Origin of the sequence: Paenibacillus sp. FSL E2-8871 (assembly GCF_038000345.1) — a bacterium.
Lineage (GTDB): Bacteria > Bacillota > Bacilli > Paenibacillales > Paenibacillaceae > Paenibacillus_AQ.
Genome location: NZ_JBBOBV010000001.1, coordinates 2,184,039 through 2,202,004, shown reverse-complemented (window position 1 = coordinate 2,202,004; position 17,966 = coordinate 2,184,039). Strand labels below are relative to the sequence as shown.

12 protein-coding genes are annotated in these 17,966 nt (G+C 41.6%); 11 read left to right on the top strand and 1 reads right to left on the bottom strand.

What is annotated here, in order from left to right; all coding sequences use genetic code 11:
- The first annotated feature begins 18 nt into the window (after nt 1-18).
- Nucleotides 19-2,553: a GH39 family glycosyl hydrolase gene (locus tag NYE25_RS10175; protein WP_341145835.1), complete on the top strand. Its 2,535-nt coding sequence runs from the start codon at nt 19-21 to the stop codon at nt 2,551-2,553.
- Here the strand turns inward: NYE25_RS10175 and NYE25_RS10170 are convergent.
- Complete coding sequence (locus NYE25_RS10170) at nt 2,548-3,345, bottom strand: lipase family protein (protein WP_445667126.1); 798 nt, start codon at nt 3,343-3,345, stop codon at nt 2,548-2,550. The genes NYE25_RS10175 and NYE25_RS10170 overlap by 6 nt on opposite strands.
- Nucleotides 3,346-3,517: 172 nt before the next feature.
- Between NYE25_RS10170 and NYE25_RS10165 the strand changes: the two genes are divergently transcribed.
- The 10 genes from NYE25_RS10165 (at nt 3,518) to NYE25_RS10120 (ending at nt 17,935) form a co-directional block, all read left to right on the top strand.
- Nucleotides 3,518-5,320 (top strand): cache domain-containing sensor histidine kinase, encoded by a 1,803-nt coding sequence (locus tag NYE25_RS10165; RefSeq protein WP_042189748.1) that lies wholly within the window; start codon nt 3,518-3,520, stop codon nt 5,318-5,320.
- A complete protein-coding gene (locus NYE25_RS10160; protein ID WP_341145833.1) occupies nt 5,298-6,941 on the top strand; it encodes a response regulator transcription factor in 1,644 nt (547 codons plus the stop codon). Before NYE25_RS10165 ends, NYE25_RS10160 begins: the two co-directional genes overlap by 23 nt.
- A 22-nt stretch (nt 6,942-6,963) precedes the next feature.
- Nucleotides 6,964-8,343: a carbohydrate ABC transporter substrate-binding protein gene (locus NYE25_RS10155; protein ID WP_341128705.1), complete on the top strand. Its 1,380-nt coding sequence runs from the start codon at nt 6,964-6,966 to the stop codon at nt 8,341-8,343.
- Nucleotides 8,344-8,457: 114 nt separating this feature from the next.
- Nucleotides 8,458-10,485, top strand: coding sequence for a DUF5107 domain-containing protein (locus tag NYE25_RS10150; RefSeq protein WP_341060173.1), 2,028 nt, complete (start codon nt 8,458-8,460; stop codon nt 10,483-10,485).
- A gap of 179 nt (nt 10,486-10,664) precedes the next feature.
- Nucleotides 10,665-12,077, top strand: a complete 1,413-nt coding sequence (locus NYE25_RS10145) for an ABC transporter substrate-binding protein (protein WP_076299338.1) — start codon at nt 10,665-10,667, stop codon at nt 12,075-12,077.
- Nucleotides 12,078-12,251: 174 nt separating this feature from the next.
- Nucleotides 12,252-13,157 carry a carbohydrate ABC transporter permease gene (locus tag NYE25_RS10140; protein WP_339242342.1) on the top strand — a complete coding sequence of 302 codons (906 nt, stop codon included), beginning with the start codon at nt 12,252-12,254 and terminating at the stop codon, nt 13,155-13,157.
- A gap of 15 nt (nt 13,158-13,172) precedes the next feature.
- Nucleotides 13,173-14,003 carry a carbohydrate ABC transporter permease gene (locus tag NYE25_RS10135; protein ID WP_076286546.1) on the top strand — a complete coding sequence of 277 codons (831 nt, stop codon included), beginning with the start codon at nt 13,173-13,175 and terminating at the stop codon, nt 14,001-14,003.
- A 160-nt stretch (nt 14,004-14,163) separates the two neighbouring features.
- Nucleotides 14,164-14,871 (top strand): DNA alkylation repair protein, encoded by a 708-nt coding sequence (locus tag NYE25_RS10130; RefSeq protein ID WP_042189737.1) that lies wholly within the window; start codon nt 14,164-14,166, stop codon nt 14,869-14,871.
- Nucleotides 14,872-14,982: 111 nt separating this feature from the next.
- The gene (locus NYE25_RS10125) at nt 14,983-16,272 is read left to right on the top strand and encodes an L-cysteine desulfidase family protein (protein ID WP_341128704.1); all 1,290 of its coding nucleotides are present in this window, start codon (nt 14,983-14,985) and stop codon (nt 16,270-16,272) included.
- Nucleotides 16,273-16,468: 196 nt separating this feature from the next.
- Nucleotides 16,469-17,935: a protein adenylyltransferase SelO gene (locus NYE25_RS10120; protein ID WP_341145832.1), complete on the top strand. Its 1,467-nt coding sequence runs from the start codon at nt 16,469-16,471 to the stop codon at nt 17,933-17,935.
- The last annotated feature ends 31 nt before the right edge of the window (nt 17,936-17,966 follow it).

Sequence of the window (17,966 nt, the reverse complement as noted above, 5' to 3'; positions counted from 1 at the left end):
GTGAGAGGAGGGTGCTAGTTGCAAAGCTACACCTACGAAAATATTGAGATGGACGATCATCTTCCGGTCCACATGTTTTTGCACAGTACCCATCAGGTCCCGAATCATTGGCATGATAGCATTGAAATATTATTCGTACTCAAGGGGAAACTTGAACTTTTCACAAAGGACAGATTTAGAGAGTTAAATGAAGAAGATTTGTTCTTGATTAATGCTAATGAAATTCATGCGATTAAAGCTGAAGAGAATAATTTGGTGCTAGCTCTGCAAATTCCAGTTTCTTATTTACTTCTGATTGAACCTCAGATCGAAAGAATGTTATTCGATTGTAATTCTGCGGCTGCTAGCTATGAAGAACAATCTAAGTTTGATGAACTTCGTACATTGCTGGCTGAGATGATGCTGCTCCACAATAAGCGCCCACAAGGGTATCATCTACGCATACAGTCCTGTCTTCTTAATTTAACTTATTTACTCATGCAAGGATTTCGTGAACAAGACCAAAGTCCTGAGAAACATGATGATAAGCATCGTGAACGGCTATTGCGAATTACCTCTTATGTCAAAGAGAACTACAATCGGGCAATTAACATCCAGCAGTTGGCCCTTCAGGAGTATTTGACCGTTCCGTATTTATCGCGTTTTTTCAAAGAGTATATGGGTACTTCCTTTACCAAATATGTGAATGCGGTGCGTTTGGATAAAGCTGTAAAAGATTTGACGCTTACCAATCTATCCATCACACAGATCGCTCATGATCATGGGTTTCCCAACCTGAAATCCTTTAATGCGGTGTTTAAAGAGTTCTATCGACAGACGCCTGGAGAATACCGGAAGACCGTCTTGGACGGACGCAGTTCATTTCAGAAAAGCAGTGTGGCCCAGTTTAACTACTTTGACATGAATCCCACACAGGCGTTTGAGTCGCTATTCAAATATCTGCCTAACAAGAATTTATCAGCTACTTCCAATCTACCAGTTGCCCTTCATATACATAAGCAGACCCATGAGATTTCGGTAAAGTCTAACCAAAGCAAGGAGCTTGCACATACTTGGAAGAAGCTCATGACGGTAGGAAAGGCCAAAGAGGTATTGTTTGCAGAGGTACAAAGACATATCAAGCAAATGCAACAGGAGATTGGGTTTCAGTATATACGGTTTCACGGTATTTTTGATGATGAGATGATGATTTATGGCGAGAATGAGCGGGGAGATGTGAGCTTAAACTTTGCTTATAGTGATTCATTATTTGATTTTTTACTGTGCTCCGGATTGAAACCGTTTTTAGAGCTCTCTTTTTTACCACGCCAGCTTGCGGGAGAGGGAGCTACTTCTGTTTTTTATAAAAAGAGCTTTGTGGGTAGTCCTAAGGACCTCGGTAAGTGGAATCAGATGATTCATCAGTTTATTACACATTACATCCATAGATATGGCATTCATGAAGTGAGGCAGTGGTATTTCGAGGTGTGGAACGAACCGGAAATCCATATTTTTTGGCCAGATACTTATGAAGCTTACTGTGAGCTGTTCATTTCAACATTTCAAACCATCAAATCCATAGATTCTGAGCTACGTGTGGGGGGGCCAGGTGTTTTATCTCTTACGTTAATGCAGTCAGATTGGCTGACAAGGTTTATGAATGATGTGTGCAGACGAGGCGTAAAGCCTGATTTTATATCCTTTCACAGTTATCCGTATGATGAATCGTTAAGATCAACTCAAGTGATTCAGGTGGATTATGAAGAGAATCCGGATGTGTGGTTTCAGACAATAGAGCTTTCAGCGGATACAGAATATTTATCGCGAGTCATTATTAAATTGAAGAAAACCGTATCGGAAGCTATGGGAAGTGATGTTCCTGAACTGCATATGACAGAATGGAATGCCACAGGCTCTCACCGTGATTTAGTGAATGATACATGCTTTAAGGCAGCCTATATCGTGAAAAATGTACTGGAAAATATGGATGGTCTCCATAGTTTTGGTTATTGGACGGCTACGGATTTGCTAGAGGAGTTCAAAATGTCGTCAGAAACGTTTCATGGAGGTTTGGGGCTGATGACATATAACGGGATACCAAAGCCATCCTTCTACGCGTTTAAACTACTTGCAAAATTAGGCCGCCAATTCATTCATCAAGGGAAAGGATATTACATTACTAGTAGTGATATGGGGCTGCAGGTGTTGATGTATGCTTACGCGCATATCGATTCATTGTACCAAAAAGGTGATGCCTCGCTCATTAATCGCACGAATAGATACGATGTGTTCGAAGAAGGTGGAGACATAGAGTTGACGTTGGAGCTTGCAGATATTCAGCCAGGCTTGTATACGATCAAAAGACATACAATTAACAGGCGAAATGGAAGCGTTTTCGACCTGTGGGTACGAATGGGGGCGCCTCATCCTATAGATGCTGACACCCTTAATTATTTGAAGCAAGCCAGCTGCCCGCAACTGACCTTTGAACAAGTCGAAATAACGAGCACCTATTCGTTAATTAGTAAGTTGTCTTCGCATGAGGTGCAGTTGGTGGAATTGATGCGCTTATGATGGGTTATTTACAACTGGACAGAATCCTGGGTTCGTTAGACAAAGTTCCTCGGAGTATTGCGGTTGAAGCTTGGATAGCTCTGTGAAATAGTAGCTGATCATATGATTACCACTTGCCGATCCATTCTGAAATGACAGTGATAAAAAAGTGTGGACATGACTGTAATAGTACTTCGTTTCCCGTTTAGGTAGCCTGTATACATGTGGAGGCGCGTAGGTAACAACATCAAAGAGATTGGCATAACGGTAACTCTTGCGGACATATTGTTTAAAAGCATTAACGAAGTTCGGATCGCCTACACGTGGTGAACCATAGGTGTACAGAATAGGTGAGATGTGCGAGGTGTTGGCCGCAAGATCAATAGCACATAAAGTGGCGAGTGCTCCGCCAAGGCTGTGACCAGTAATATATAAGGTCTTATCGGGAGATAACTTAGCGAGTGTAGAGATAATCCCATCGCGCGCTGATGAGTAGATATTCGTGAAACCGCGGTGGGTAAGGGTATCTTCTTTAATGTAATTGAATCTCTCTTGTGAGGCCATAACGTTTGACATCCAATCGGTTGTGGAGCTGGTTCCTCGGAAGGCAACGATAATCTCTTGTGGAGATTCCAAAATAAATCCAAAGCGTTCCCACACCTCGCTGATGGATCTTGCTTCAATCGTATCTACGATCTGATAATCTAATGGAACAACGAACGAACCAGCTTTATTTGAGAACTGCGCATAGGTCTGTCCGCAGATAGCAGCTAGAAAGATAGCCCTTTGCTCTTGATCTTTTTTGGTACCCATGTGCATCCCGCCCTTCTTCCTAAACTATATTAGGGGGACGAGGGAGAGATTCCTATATCATGCAAGACCCTGTACTAATGAAAGGGCTTAATTCTACACCGCTTGAATACTTACTTCAGATGATCTGTTATTAGGAGGTTTAACGATATGAATCTAACTTTAGTGTACGTAAATGATTAAATTACTTCGAAAGTCAAAAGTTCAGCGACGCTTAATGATTTCATTTCTGCTGCTGGCTATTATCCCACTGTGCACCTTCGGCTTTCTAGCTTACCATAAATCGAATGAAGCAATCACCTCTAAGACAACTACCTTTGTAAATGATATATTACGCCTCTTAGGAAGCAAGATCGGAACAGAAGTGGCCAAATATGAGACTTTCGCCGATCAAATCATGTTGAATGGAGATATTCAGCAAGCACTGCTCCGCTACAATAGATTGAGTGATCTTGATATTAGTAACATACATAAGAAGTTTGAAGACACTGTGTTAAGCGATAAATTTTGGCTGTTTGCTACAATCAAAACACTACAGATTCTAACTAATAATGGACAAGTTCTGTACGATTATGGATACGAAGAATTTACTACAGAGGATAAACAGCGAATATTTGCTCAGGCCAAACAGAATAAAAGTGCAGATATCTGGACCACAGCCCATACGACAGCTGGTGATAATATCCTTTCATTGTCTAGGAGGATTCCACTTTCATATGGATCGGGTGAAACTGTAGGGTTCGTCATTATGGGGATTGATGAGGAATTATTCTCACAGATTTTGTTTGGAAGCATTAATATGGGACAGGGTAGTGAACAAATCATTATGAATGATGCAGGAGAAATATTGACGAGCAACAACCACTTGTTTCAGTCGGATCAAGATTTGGAAGCTAATCGTACTTTAAATCATTTGATTAATTCCCGTATGGAGACGGGGACAGTAACGCTGCGGGCAGAACCCTACTTTTTCTTAAATACACATAATGAGGTACTTCATTGGAATGTAATTAGTTTAATTCCGCAAGCCTACTTGAATATGGGATCTGTAGAGATTAGAAATGAAATGTTCTTCATTGCCGTCATATGTGTAGTTGTTTCATCCTTATTTGCAACCTTCATCTCTGTTAGTATCTCCACCCCCCTTAAGAAGTTAGTGAGTGGAATGAACCAGGTCATGCGAGGTAATTTAAAGGTAGAAATAAACGACAATCATCCAGATGAAATCGGATACCTTTCAGGGAAATTTGAAGCCATGATCGAGGAAATCAAACTATTGATTGACCGTGTGGAGCAAGAACAGGCACAGAAGAGGGGTATTGAGCTACAAATGTTGCAGGCACAAATTAATCCGCATTTTCTATTTAATACATTGAGTTCGTTAAAATGGACGGCGATGCTAAGTCAGGCGGATAGTGTAAGCAATGGTTTAGGTGCACTGGCTGAATTACTTCGAAGTACAATTGTTCAGAAGAATGAACGGATAACGCTTGGGGAAGAGCTTCGGAACATCAAGAACTATGTCGTTATTCAACAAATTAGATACGGGATGTCATTACAGGTTGATGTGCAAATTCCTGAACAGTTATTAGATACTCAAGTGTTGAAATTTTTGCTTCAGCCCATTGTTGAGAATTCGATTATTCATGGACTAAGCGGCGAGAATATGGAACCTAGAATTACAATGACTGCTGAATTGAACGGAGAGGTGTTAAAGATTAAGTTAAGCGACAATGGGAAAGGGATGAGTGCTGAGAAGTTACAGGAGATATTGCAACTTAAAGATAATCATTCAGAGAATCGATTAGCAAATATCGGTATTGGAAATGTACGGGAGAGAATCAAATTACATTATGGAGACCCCTATGGATTAGAGATTTGGAGTAAGCCTGATCAAGGCACGGATGTTATCATCACGATACCTTATATTTCTACACTTCAGGAGGACTCAGCTGATGCGGATACTAATTGTGGATGATGAGAAAATAGTGAGGATTGCACTTAGTACACTAATTAAATGGGATGAATATGGTTTTAAATTAATGGGTGCTGTTGCAGATGGATACAAAGCTCTTGAGGTCATAGAGACAGAATCGATCGATATCGTGATTATGGATCTAGTGATGCCTAACATGGATGGACTTGAATTAATCCGAACGCTCAACGAACGCAAATTCACTGGGAAGTTTGTGGTGCTTAGTAATTATGATGATTATGCTTACGTGCGGGAAGCCATGAAGCTTGGAGCAGAAGATTATATGTTGAAGCTGACGCTTAAGCCAGATGAGCTGATTGTCTTGCTGACGAAGATCTCGGAGCAATTATTAACGGAACGAGAGCTTAAAGAACAGGACATTCATATGAAAATTAAGCTTAATGAAACGCAGCTTCAGCAACGGAACAGCATATGGAGAGAGCTTCTTTTAGATCAGGAGCAGGACATGGTTTATTTGTTACAAGAAACACAGAAGTACGGGATACCCTTCGATAGACTTGCTGGTAATCTTATTATGATAAGAATCGATGATTATGTGGAGGCGCTAAGTAACGGCAAAATTAATAACAAGAGGCTACTTAGCTTTTCTATAGCGAATATTGTGAAAGAAACCGTGTCTGATCACTTTGCATTTGATTTCATAGAGATGGAGAGTAATCAGTATATTGTTATAGTTTATGAACAGAGCGGTTATTCTGACGAACCCAGTTGGTTACTGTTGATGAATAACTTAGTGCAGATGCTTAAGCTGTATTTGAATTTAAGTGTCAGCATTACATTAAGTGATGCATTCGTAGGTTTGAAGCAGTTGAGAGAACAATACACTTTGTGTCTGCGAGCATCTATAAACAACTTTTATACGGGGCCTGCATCTGTCTTGGTTGCTGGGCATTCAAAGTTAACCCAGTCACTACACTCCATTAATTATGTGGAATGGTTGGATCAAGTCAAAGCAGCAGTTGAAGTAGGGAACACAAAGCTAGTATTGGAGAATATAAGCATATTATTTAATGAGGCAAAACAAATCAAATGGGACCCTTCAGCCTTAAAATTTCACCTTTTGGGATTATTATCTGATCTAGACAACTTGATCTTAAAATGGAACACACAAGTACTATCATCCACTGAACAAAATAGAGTAGGGGCAACAACGCTCTTAGAGAGTTTTGAGAGTGATATTTCACAAGCTGAGTCTATGGAAGGGCTTAGTCTATCTATTGAACAAGCGATGCAGGAAGCCATTAATCTATTGTATCAAGTTAAAAGTAATATTTATCGCAAAGAAGTACTTCGAATCACGGAGATTTTGCAGGAGAATGTTGAGAATAAAATAACGCTTGACCGTCTCGCTCAAGAAGTAAATATGAATGTTAATTACTTATGTCGTGTATTTAAGCAAGATACGGGCAGAAGCATTGTTCAATATATGAATGAACTAAAAATCAATAAGGCAATTGAATTGTTAAAGCTTCCGGATACGAGGATTAAAGAGGTGGCTTCACAAGTGGGGATAGATGATCCGTTTTATTTTAATCGGGTATTTAAGAAGGTCGTGGGGCTTAGTCCTTCAGATTTCCGTAAGAAATTACTCGCAACTAAATAAGTCCAAGGAGGAGGCACCTGTTATGAAATCTATGGAATCTATTAAAAATAGTTTAATATTCGCAGGTGTGATCCTATTATTATGGGCTAGCACAGGATGTACTCCTTCAGATTCGAGCTTGAGCAAAATACAATCCTCCCAAGTGAAACATGAGTTTGCGAACAAAATTCTGAACTTAGCTGTATTTGAGGGAGGGCAAGGAAAGGATTATTGGCTCGCGGTGAAACAACGATTTGAATCAGACTATCCAGGGGTAACTGTTAATTTGACTGCAAGCCCCAAGATCATGGAAATACTTAAACCGCAAATCGCAGTTGGTAATCCACCCGATATCATTTATATCTCACAGAGTGAGACGACAGGTATGATTGAAGAAATGTTGAGAGATAAATTATTACTCGATTTGACGGATGTATTTGAAGGGAATGCTCTTGATAATCAAGAACCTCTTAAGAATAAAATGCTGGATGGTATTTTAGATTATGCTAATCCCTTAGGGGATGGAAAAATTTATGCTGCACCGTTCTATACCTCTCCAATGGGGCTAATCTATAACAAGACTCTTTTTGAGAAAAAAGGCTGGAAGCTCCCAGAGACATGGGATGAATTCTTGAAGTTAGGTGAGCTCGCTAAGAAGGATGGAAGATCACTATTTACCTACCAAGGTTTGTTTCCGGGTTATTTAGAGTCTATTTTCTGGCCGTCAGTGGCATCTGTAGGGGGGATGGAAGACGTCTGGAAGGCGGAAAATTATGAGAAGGATGCATTTAGGTCCGATTCCGTCAGACAAATAGCTGAGGTGTTGAGTGCTATAGCACAAAAAGGTTATGTCATGCCAGGAACCGTTAAGTTAAGCCATACACAAGCACAGGCTGCTTTTCTACAAGGTAAGGCATTGTTCATTCCTTGCGGAATATGGATAGAGAATGAAATGAAAGGCACTCCACGCGAAGAAGGATTCGAATTTGGTTTTCTCGCACCACCTGTGTTTAATAAGGGGGATCAGAGGTATGTCATGTCCTATTTGGATAGCCTGTTTATTCCCGCCAAGGCGAAGAATATTGAACTTGCCAAGGAGTTCCTGCGTTATCAATACAATGATGATATCGTTCAGTTAAATGCGGAGAAATCCAAAGGTATAGTCACGGTTAAAAATGGTCTGGAAATCGTAAAGCCATACACTTCTCCAATATTCTATGATTCCGTTCAAATATCTCAAAAAGATGTAGCACCGATTGTTTTTCAATGGAAACAAGCATCGCAGCTAGTCATCAAAGACGTAGAGGCAATATGGAACCCCATAACTGGCCTAATGAGCAATACGCTGACTGTTAAACAGTGGCAAGATGAGGTTGAGAAAATAACCAAGAGTGTGCGGGAATTAAGTTCTTCTATAGAATAAACCTGTTTATTGAGTGTCCTAAATCGTACAGGTTTTGTTCAATTCTGTTAATGGTAGCTTTAGCATTTAGCAGTGTAAAATTGGATTAACTATATGGGATTGGATGTGACGTGAATGAGTGTAGTCATTTCAACATTAACTCTTGAAGGTGCATTATTAGAAGGAGAGAATCCTCTTCCAATGTTCAGAAACAGAGACCATCATACAAAAGTAGGAGATAATGGTACACTTACGCCAGAATTGAGACAGCAGCTGGGTGAACATACAGGTGGGAGATATTTACCTTATCGCATGCAGGATCGCTATACACGTGAAAGAAAACCGATGGTTATGAAGTCGATTGTATTGGAAAATGACATCTTAAAAGCAGTCTTTTTACCTGAGTATGGAGGTAGACTCTATTCGCTTAAAGATAAACGTACGAACAAAGATATATTGTATACAAATCCTGTCTTTCAACCGGCTAATTTAGCGATTCTAAACGCTTGGTTCTCTGGAGGGATTGAATGGAATGTGGGACAGGTAGGTCACACCTTTACGACCGCCTCTCCCGTGCATGCTGCCAAATTGATGGATGATAAGGGCAATGAATTTCTAAGAATTTATGAATATGAGCGTTGTAAAAACATTTTTTGGCATATTGATTTTCATCTTCCTCAAGGGGCTAAGGAGCTCTCTGTCTATGTAAGAATCATTAATGATAGCAAAGCGTCGATTCCTATGTATTATTGGACAAATATTGCAGCACCGGAAACCTTGCAATCAAGAGTATTCTCATCCACTAGTAAGGTTATCTATATTGATCACCAAGTGAAGGGGTTTGGATTGGGAGATTTGCCAGTGCTTCCTTCAGTTCCAAATGAAGACTCGTCATATCCAATGAGAATTCCTTTCTCTAACGAGTATTTTTTTCAGACAGAAGCAGATTATAAATCCCCGTGGGAAGCAATTGCCTATGAGGATGGTAGTTTATTCTACGAACGTTCGACTAGCCTCTTAAGATATCGTAAATTATTTTGCTGGGGCAACCATGCAGGTGGTAGAAGATGGTGTGATTTCTTAGCGAAGCCAGGCGAAGGTAATTATGTTGAGATACAAGCAGGGCTTGCTCCAACACAGATGCATGGACTAGACATGCCTGCAAATTCAATATGGGATTTCACTCAAATATTCGGTATTACTCAGGTGGATGCACATAAGGCAAATCAAAGCGATTGGTCTGAGGCTCGGGATTTTATTGAAACGCAAGTCAATGAACAATTGCAAGAAGATGAGGTGTATATTCTTCATGAGAAGTTGCAAGCTTATGCTAATTTAACACCATCAGAACTATTGCACTCAGGCTCAGGCTGGGGAGCACTTGAGGACATTCGTAGAAAAGCTCATAATGAAAGGTCGATTCCGGATGGATTTCTATTCTTGGAATCCAGTATTGCAGCACCGCAACTTCCATGGTTAGCCCTGTTACAAGAGGGAGGTTTGCCAGTGGGAGATGTGCAAGATATTCCGGCCTCTTGGATGGTCCAAGAAGAATGGATGGAATTGCTTCGTACCAGTCTAGAGCATGCAGATAATCAAATATGGAATTCCTACTTGCATTACGGCATTATGCTCTATGAGTATGGAAAGGAAGATCAAGCAATAACTGCATGGTATCAATCGCTTGAATTGAAGCCGTCTGCTTGGGTTTATCGTAATCTGGCGATTACCTCTGAACAGAGAGGAGAGGCAGATCAGGCTCTGGTCTATTATGAACTGGCGTATTCTTTATACAATGGCTTTCCTGACAGAGCATTTGCAGATGAGTATATTAGCATGTTGATTAGAAATAAACAATTTGCTAAGGCTTGGAGTGTGTACGAATCACTTCCTGAAGAGTTCAGGCAAAGTGATCGTCTCCAAATTATTATTGGAGCTGCTGCTCAGGAGTTGGGTCATAATGAATTCCTATTATACTTATTCCAGAAAGAATTTGCTGTGATTCGTGAAGGCGAAGTTACGATTGTGGAGCTGTGGTATAAATTTCAAGCTAAAAAGCTAGCGGAGAGCCGAAATACTGTATTATCTGAAGAATTAATGAAGGAAGCTATCACCCTATATCCACCGCCTAATAACATTGATTTTAGAATAGTGGGAGCTTAACCAAGAGAGAGTTTCGATGATTTTAATCGAAGCTCTCTTTTTTTTAGGATGCTGAAGGTGATTAAAATTTAGATAAAATTGTGCATGCTTTGTTCAATATCGTCGATGTTAGACCTGAGTTGCTTCGTTATATACTTACTTGTGAAAGCACTTTCATATTTGAGGGGGATGCTACACACGTGAAAAAAAGACAAAAGAAGCTCACAGGTTTGTTGCTTGCTATGTCGATGGTTCTAACGTTATTGGCTGGTTGTGGATCAAGCAATACCACGAACAATGCTGCCCCGCCTGAAGCAACTAAGGAGAACACCCCTACAGCTACAACTGAGGCTACCACCGAAGTTAAAGCTTCTGGACTAGAAGGTAAGGTAGTATTCTGGTCGATGTGGAGCAGCACTGAACCACAAGCGAAGGTTATTGAGTCTGCAGTTGCTGAATTCAAGGCGGCTAATCCAGAAGTTGAAGTGGATCTGAAATTTACCGGTCGTGATATCTTAAAATTGATCAAGCCTGCTTTGGATGGAGGAGAGCAAATTGATATCTGGGAAGCCGATCCAGGTAGCCCAGCTGGTATTCAAGGGATGAAAGATTACGTTATGAAGCTTGATGATTTGCTTGCGGAGCCATCCATCGGAATGGAAGGCAAGTCAGTAAAGGATTCAATGATTCCAAGCTTGTTAAGCTGGATACAATCGCTATCCACAAAGTACGGTTTAGAAGAAGGTATTTATTCGATTCCGCAGCAACCGTATGCAGTACTCTTTTTCTATAACAAGGAAGTGTATGAGAAAGCTGGGATAACAAAAGCACCTGCCACTTGGGAAGAATTCCTTGCAGATGCTGAAAAAATCAAAGCAGCAGGTTCAGCACCGCTTACCTTTGATGACGCATATCGGGACTTATTTATTGGATCCTATCTGGCAAATGCGATGGGGGCAGATTGGGTAAGCCAGCTTGTGCAGGATAAGACCGGTGAGATGTGGAATGATCCAATCATTCTTCAATTCGCTAAAGATATGGCTAATTTAAACGCTAAAGGTTTTTTCTCTAATAAAATTGCCGGAAGTAAATATCCTGCGGCTCAGCAAGATCTCGTGCTTGGTGGTTCTGCCGCTTATCTAAATGGAACATGGCTTCCGAATGAAGTGCTTGCCACCTCAGGACCAGATTTCAAATGGGGCACGTTTCAATTCCCAGATGTTCCAAATGGAAACGGTAAAGGTGGAAAACAAGGGTTGATCTTTGGATCTCAAGGGATGTTCATTAATAAATCGAGCAAGAATGCAGAGGCTGCTTTTGAGCTTATCAAACATATCGTTAGTAAGCAGATACAAGAAAAAATGGCGAAGGATGCACTTGCGATCCCAGCAACTATTGATTCTGAATGGCCTGCGATGCTTGCTGAAGCAGAAGCTGCTTTTCTAAATGCAAAAGAAAATATGCCTTGGGGTGGAGGTATTGGTGATGGAGGCGACTTTACGCTTGCTACCATTGTGCCTACCTTCATGGAACTCATCACTGGCAAACTGAAGCCAGAAGAATTCGGGCCGAAGCTAAGTGCGGAAGCTAAGAAATTCTACGCTGGTAAATAAAACATAACAATTCCAAAATTACCCTCCGTCACTTCGTTCCCTTTTCTCGAGTCTTTTTGTTCAATCTAGATTTTATGTAAATCTATATGTGGCGGTCACTAGCGGCGGCTGCATATAGATTTTTTAAAGTATAAGGAAGAATAAGTTGCACATTATGATGCGGGGGATACAAAGATGAGAATTAGTAAACCGATTATGATGCTATTCCTTCTGCCTGCTACCCTGGTTTATATGTCGATCTTTTTTTATCCAACCTTGCGGGCAGTGTTTATGAGCTTTTACGAGATATCTAATATAAACAGTAGTATCAGTGAATGGAAATTTATTGGTTTAGACAATTACTGGGGGTTATTTCATAATTCCTATTTTTTAAATTCTTCATTAAATGTGCTTAAGATTTGGATTATTGGTGGACTCATTGTTTTCGTTATGGCTTTTTTCTTCTCCGTGCTTATTTCCTCCGGCGTTCGTTTCAAAGGCTTCTGGAGAGCCTTGATTTACCTGCCTAATACTGTATCTGTTGTTGTCATGTCAGTAATATGGCTTCAGTATGTGTATAATCCAACCTTTGGATTGTTGACACATGTATTTCGCCTTCTTGGACTTGAACAATTAGCCAATATTCAATGGACGGATGACCAGCATATATTTTTATCCATGCTGATCGCTTTTTGTTTTGGATCAATTGGTTATTTCTTATTAATTCTTGGTGCGGCCATGGATCGGATTCCTAATGATTACTACGAAGCAGCATTATTGGAAGGAGCAAACACAGTATATCAGTTCTTCCATATTACTCTTCCGTTACTCCGTGATGTGTTTAAGACCACGCTGGTGTTATGGACGGTTACAGCCATTAACTTCTTTGTATGGTCTTCCATTTTCGGGAGAAATGATCCACATACGATGACTCCTGGCTATTATATGTACTTGAAGGTATTTGGTGGGGAGAGAATTTCTGATACGCAAGCTTTCAATGTTGGAGCAGGGGCTGCGATTGGTGTGTTGATTACTGTTGCAATTATTGGCTTTTCCTTCTTGATTGGTCTGTTGTTTAGGAAGGATCGTTTAGAATACTAGGAAGGAGGAGACAATATGCGTCTTCACTCAATCACTCGAATCATACGATATGTTCCATTAGTAGTCTGGCTTATCTTTACAATTATTATTTTTGGATACGCATTCCTTGCTTCACTCAGCACAACAAGAGAGATATTTACGAACAAACTACTGGCGAGCGGATTTCATTTCTCTAACTATACCCGATTATTCGAAGAAACGAAGATCGGCTTGTACTTTTTGAACAGTCTAGTTTATACGGTAACCTCTTGCGTAGGTATTATTGTTGTTGCAGCTCCGGCTGCTTATATATTGGGACGAATTCAGTTTAGGGGAAAAAGGTTAGTTGATTTAATGTTTATCTCGGCATTATCAGTTCCGGGGCTACTGATCTCGATCCCGTTGTTTTCGTTATTTTATTCATTGAATTTAACAGGCTCAACATTTACGTTAATCTTTGTATACATTTTTACGAATGTCCCTTTTGCTGTATTTTTGCTTACAGGGTTCTTTGCATCCATTCCGAAAGAATTGGAGGAATCAGCAGCGATCGATGGATGTGGGCCGATTAAAGCTTTTATCAAAATCATCTTACCTATGGCACAGGCTGGTATTTTGACGTTAACGATTTTTAATGTGATGGGGATCTGGAATGAATATTTTTATGCTCTGATCTTTGCTAATAATCCGGATCGACATCCAATAGCATTAGCTCTTCAATCCATCGTAGTAGGATATACGAATACTGGTAATTACTCGGGTATTTTTGCTGCATCACTTCTGGTGTTTCTGCCCACGTTTATACTTTATCTTCTTGTGTCCAGAAAGATCGTTGCTGGAATTACAATCGGTTCTGTAAAAGGTTGAGGTAATAACCACCTAATAATATAGGTGGTTATTTGCGCACCCATAAGTATTCCTTCGGAAACTTAACTTGCGACAAGGAAACCCATACAGTACACTTTCTTTAACTAGTACAAACCTAAGATAGCTTGGGAAAGAACTTTGAAAAAGGAAGTGTTAAATAGTGGATTTAGAGATGGTCATGCAGGAGCTGGAAGCGCTTGGCAAGGAACGAACCAAGAAAATATATATGTCTAATGGAGCAAAGGAACCGCTATTTGGCGTGGCTACCGGAGCAATGAAGCCAATCTTCAAGAAAACCAAAATAAATCAGCCATTGGCTGAGGAACTTTACGCGACTGGGAACTATGATGCCATGTATTTTGCCGGCATCATTGCTGATCCCAATGCAATGACGGAAGCGGATTATGACCGATGGATGGATGCGGCTTATTTTTATATGCTGTCCGACTTTGTAGTGGCAGTAACCTTGGCAGAAGCAGATATTGCACAACAAGTTGCCGATAAATGGATCGCGAGTGGTGAAGAGCTGAGAATGTCAGCGGGCTGGAGCTGTTACTGCTGGCTGCTTGGCAGTCGGCCGGATGTTGAGTTTTCCGAAAGCAAGCTTGCTGGTATGCTTGAGATGGTGGAAAATACGATTCATGATTCTCCAGAACGTACCCAATACGCAATGAATAATTTCATGTACACAGTGGCCGTATCTTATTCGCCACTTCATGATAAGGCCAGTGAAACCGCAAGAACTGTAGGGCCAATTGAAGTTGATAAGAATAAGGCAAAGAGTAAATTGATTCACGCGTACGCAAATATTCAAAAAGCAGTCGACAAGGCTCGGCTTGGTTTTAAACGCAAGCATGTAAGATGTTGATCTAGCAGAAGCTTCTAGAGAAGAAAAAGGAAAAAGGATTCCCTGAAACTTCACTCTGCGTTACTATATAGAAATGACTCCAAGTGGGAGAGAGAAGGGGGAAAAGCATACATGGGCAACTTATTGGAAATTTTGCACAAGGAAGTCGTACCGGCAGAAGGCTGCACAGAGCCGATCGCAGTTGCGTATGCCGTCTCCTTGGCGGCAGAGCTTCTCGAGGAAGAAATAACGGGGATTCAGCTGCATCTCAGTGGTAATATTATTAAAAATGCAATGGGAGTGGGTATCCCTGGGACAGGCCAGACAGGTCTGCCTATCGCAGCAGCCCTTGGTGCGGTGGTCGGACGTTCGCACAAGGAGCTGGAAATCCTATCAGGTCTGACTCAGGATGAGCTAAAGCTGGCAAATGACCTGCTTGATCGAAAGCTGCTAAAAGTGGAGATAATGGACACTCCTGAGAAATTATATATTGAAGCACAGGTGAAGACAGAGAATCATACAGCGACTGCCATCCTTGCTAAAGAACACACTAATATAGAATATCTGGCTCTGGACGGGAAAAAAGTGACACCTAAGAAGTCTAAAGCAGATTGTGGTAAGCCTGGACTTTCTGATACTGAAACCTATGAAGGCTCTGTAGATCGGATATTCGAGTTTATAACTACGGCTCCATTTTCAGACCTTAGCTTCCTCTTGGAAGGCGCTCGGATGAACAAAGCGATTTCCGAAGAGGGACTCCGAGGCGATTATGGGTTGCAAGTAGGGAAGAAGATGAATCAGCAATCTGCTGTGAATTTGTTCGGCAATGATGTAGCGAACAAAATAATAGCGGCTACTGCTGCGGCTTCAGATGCTCGCATGGATGGCAGCGCAATGCCTGTGATGACAACAGCGGGCAGCGGTAATCAAGGCATCGCCTGTACGCTTCCTGTTATATCTTTGGCGGAATTACTTGGCAAGGATGAAGAGACGCTAGCTCGGGCGCTTGCACTAAGTAATCTGGTCACTGTGCATATCAAGCATTATATTGGGCGGTTGTCGCCTTTATGTGGTTCAGGAATTGCAGGTGGAGTTGGAGCGAATAGCGGGATTATTTATCTCATGGACGGCACTCTTGAGCAGATCAAGCATGGGATACAGAATACGATAGCCTCTTTATCAGGTATGATTTGCGACGGTGCAAATTCAACCTGTGCGCTGAAGATATCCACCTCCACCAATACGGCGATTCAGGCAGCCACACTGGCGATGAACAATATTGCTCCTACAACCAAGGATGGAGTTATTTTCGAAGAGGTGGAAGACACTATCCGCAACATGGAGCGGCTGGTTCAGGAAGGTCTGGCGGATACTGACAAGACCATCTTAAATATCATGCTCTCCAAAGGCGGAGCGAATTAGCTTCCTTTAAGGTAATAACAGGTTAGAACATCTTAATTTAAGACCGTCTGGTTCCCTACATGAATGGCAGGAGACTGGGCGGTCTTTTTATCTATTCAGTAAGGGTATTTGTTATTGCGAAGATTTGCATTAAATTTTAACATAACTTATTCTGAGATCATAAAGGCATAGACTGATGGTATAAAAAGGAGATATTATGACGGAGAAGATAGATATAGGATGGAACTTTGAGAACAGTTATGCTCATCTGCCGGAATCCATGTTTACAAGGATCAAACCAACTCCTGTGCGTAAGCCGGAGTTAGTTATTTTAAATGAAACATTGGCTACTGCCTTAGGGCTGAATAGCACAGCACTACATAGTAAGGAGGGTGTTCAGAATCTTGCAGGCAATGAAGTCCCTGAAGGTACTGTAACGCTTGCTCAAGCGTATGCTGGACATCAATTCGGACATTTTACCATGTTAGGTGACGGCCGAGCTGCGCTGATTGGTGAGCAGATCACACCCCAAGGTGAACGCGTAGACATTCAGCTTAAGGGCGCGGGAAGAACACCATATTCTCGTGGTGGCGATGGCCGAGCCGGACTTGGACCGATGCTTCGTGAATATATCATCAGCGAAGCCATGCATGGTTTGGGTATTCCTACCACTCGCAGCTTGGCAGTGGTAACTACTGGAGAAACGATCATTCGAGAAACAGAGCAGCCTGGTGCTATTCTGACCCGAGTTGCTGCAAGTCATCTACGGGTGGGCACCTTTCAATATGTTGCAGCGTGGGGTACTGTTGAGGATGTCCGTACTCTGGCAGATTACACATTACAAAGACATTATCCGGAAGCTGTTTCTCAAGAGAATCGTTATCTTTTCCTGCTTCGAGAAGTGATTGGACGTCAGGCTGAATTAATTGCCAAGTGGCAGCTGGTAGGATTTATTCACGGAGTAATGAACACCGACAACATGGCGCTTAGCGGAGAAACGATTGATTATGGTCCTTGCGCCTTCATGGATGTGTATCACCCAGAAACGGTATTCAGTTCCATTGACCAGCAGGGTCGTTATGCCTATGGCAATCAACCGGGTATTGCCTCTTGGAATCTCGCGAGATTCGCGGAGGCTCTCCTGCCATTGCTGGCTGATGATCAAGAACAGGCGATTCAGCTCGCTGAAGAGGAAATTGCAGATTTTAAAGAGCGGTCTTACCATCACTGGCTCTCAGGTATGAGGGCGAAGCTCGGAATCTTCAACGAAGAGGTAGAGGATGTAGCGCTAATTGAGGATCTGCTAGATTTGATGCAGAAATATCGGGCAGACTATACCAATACCTTCCGTGCCCTAACTTTAGAGAAGCTGGAAGAAACCGCTCTGTTTGGTGCAGCGGAATTTACGAAGTGGCAAGAGTTATGGCAGGCTAGACTTAGCAGACAGCAGCAATCGAAAGAGGTTTCGCTGCAGCTAATGCGCAATAGTAATCCTGCGATCATTCCGCGGAACCACAGGGTAGAAGAAGCGCTCCAAGCAGCAGTACAACAGGAAGATTACAGTGTGATGGAGCGATTGCTTAAAGCTCTTTCCAATCCTTACGCGTATTCCCCTGAACAGGATGAATACTCGGCACTACCTGAGGAATCAGCACGTCCATATCGAACCTTCTGCGGCACTTGATTTGCTGATAATGATCTAAATAATGAGGTGA

Excerpts from the sequence above, each read along its gene's own strand:
- NYE25_RS10170 (WP_445667126.1), bottom strand. The coding sequence starts at position 3,345 with ATGGGTACCAAAAAAGATCAAGAGCAAAGGGCTATCTTTCTAGCTGCT.
- NYE25_RS10165 (WP_042189748.1), top strand. The coding sequence starts at position 3,518 with ATGATTAAATTACTTCGAAAGTCAAAAGTTCAGCGACGCTTAATGATT.
- NYE25_RS10160 (WP_341145833.1), top strand. The coding sequence starts at position 5,298 with ATGCGGATACTAATTGTGGATGATGAGAAAATAGTGAGGATTGCACTT.
- NYE25_RS10155 (WP_341128705.1), top strand. The coding sequence starts at position 6,964 with ATGAAATCTATGGAATCTATTAAAAATAGTTTAATATTCGCAGGTGTG.
- NYE25_RS10150 (WP_341060173.1), top strand. The coding sequence starts at position 8,458 with ATGAGTGTAGTCATTTCAACATTAACTCTTGAAGGTGCATTATTAGAA.
- NYE25_RS10140 (WP_339242342.1), top strand. The coding sequence starts at position 12,252 with ATGAGAATTAGTAAACCGATTATGATGCTATTCCTTCTGCCTGCTACC.
- NYE25_RS10135 (WP_076286546.1), top strand. The coding sequence starts at position 13,173 with ATGCGTCTTCACTCAATCACTCGAATCATACGATATGTTCCATTAGTA.
- NYE25_RS10125 (WP_341128704.1), top strand. The coding sequence starts at position 14,983 with ATGGGCAACTTATTGGAAATTTTGCACAAGGAAGTCGTACCGGCAGAA.
- NYE25_RS10120 (WP_341145832.1), top strand. The coding sequence starts at position 16,469 with ATGACGGAGAAGATAGATATAGGATGGAACTTTGAGAACAGTTATGCT.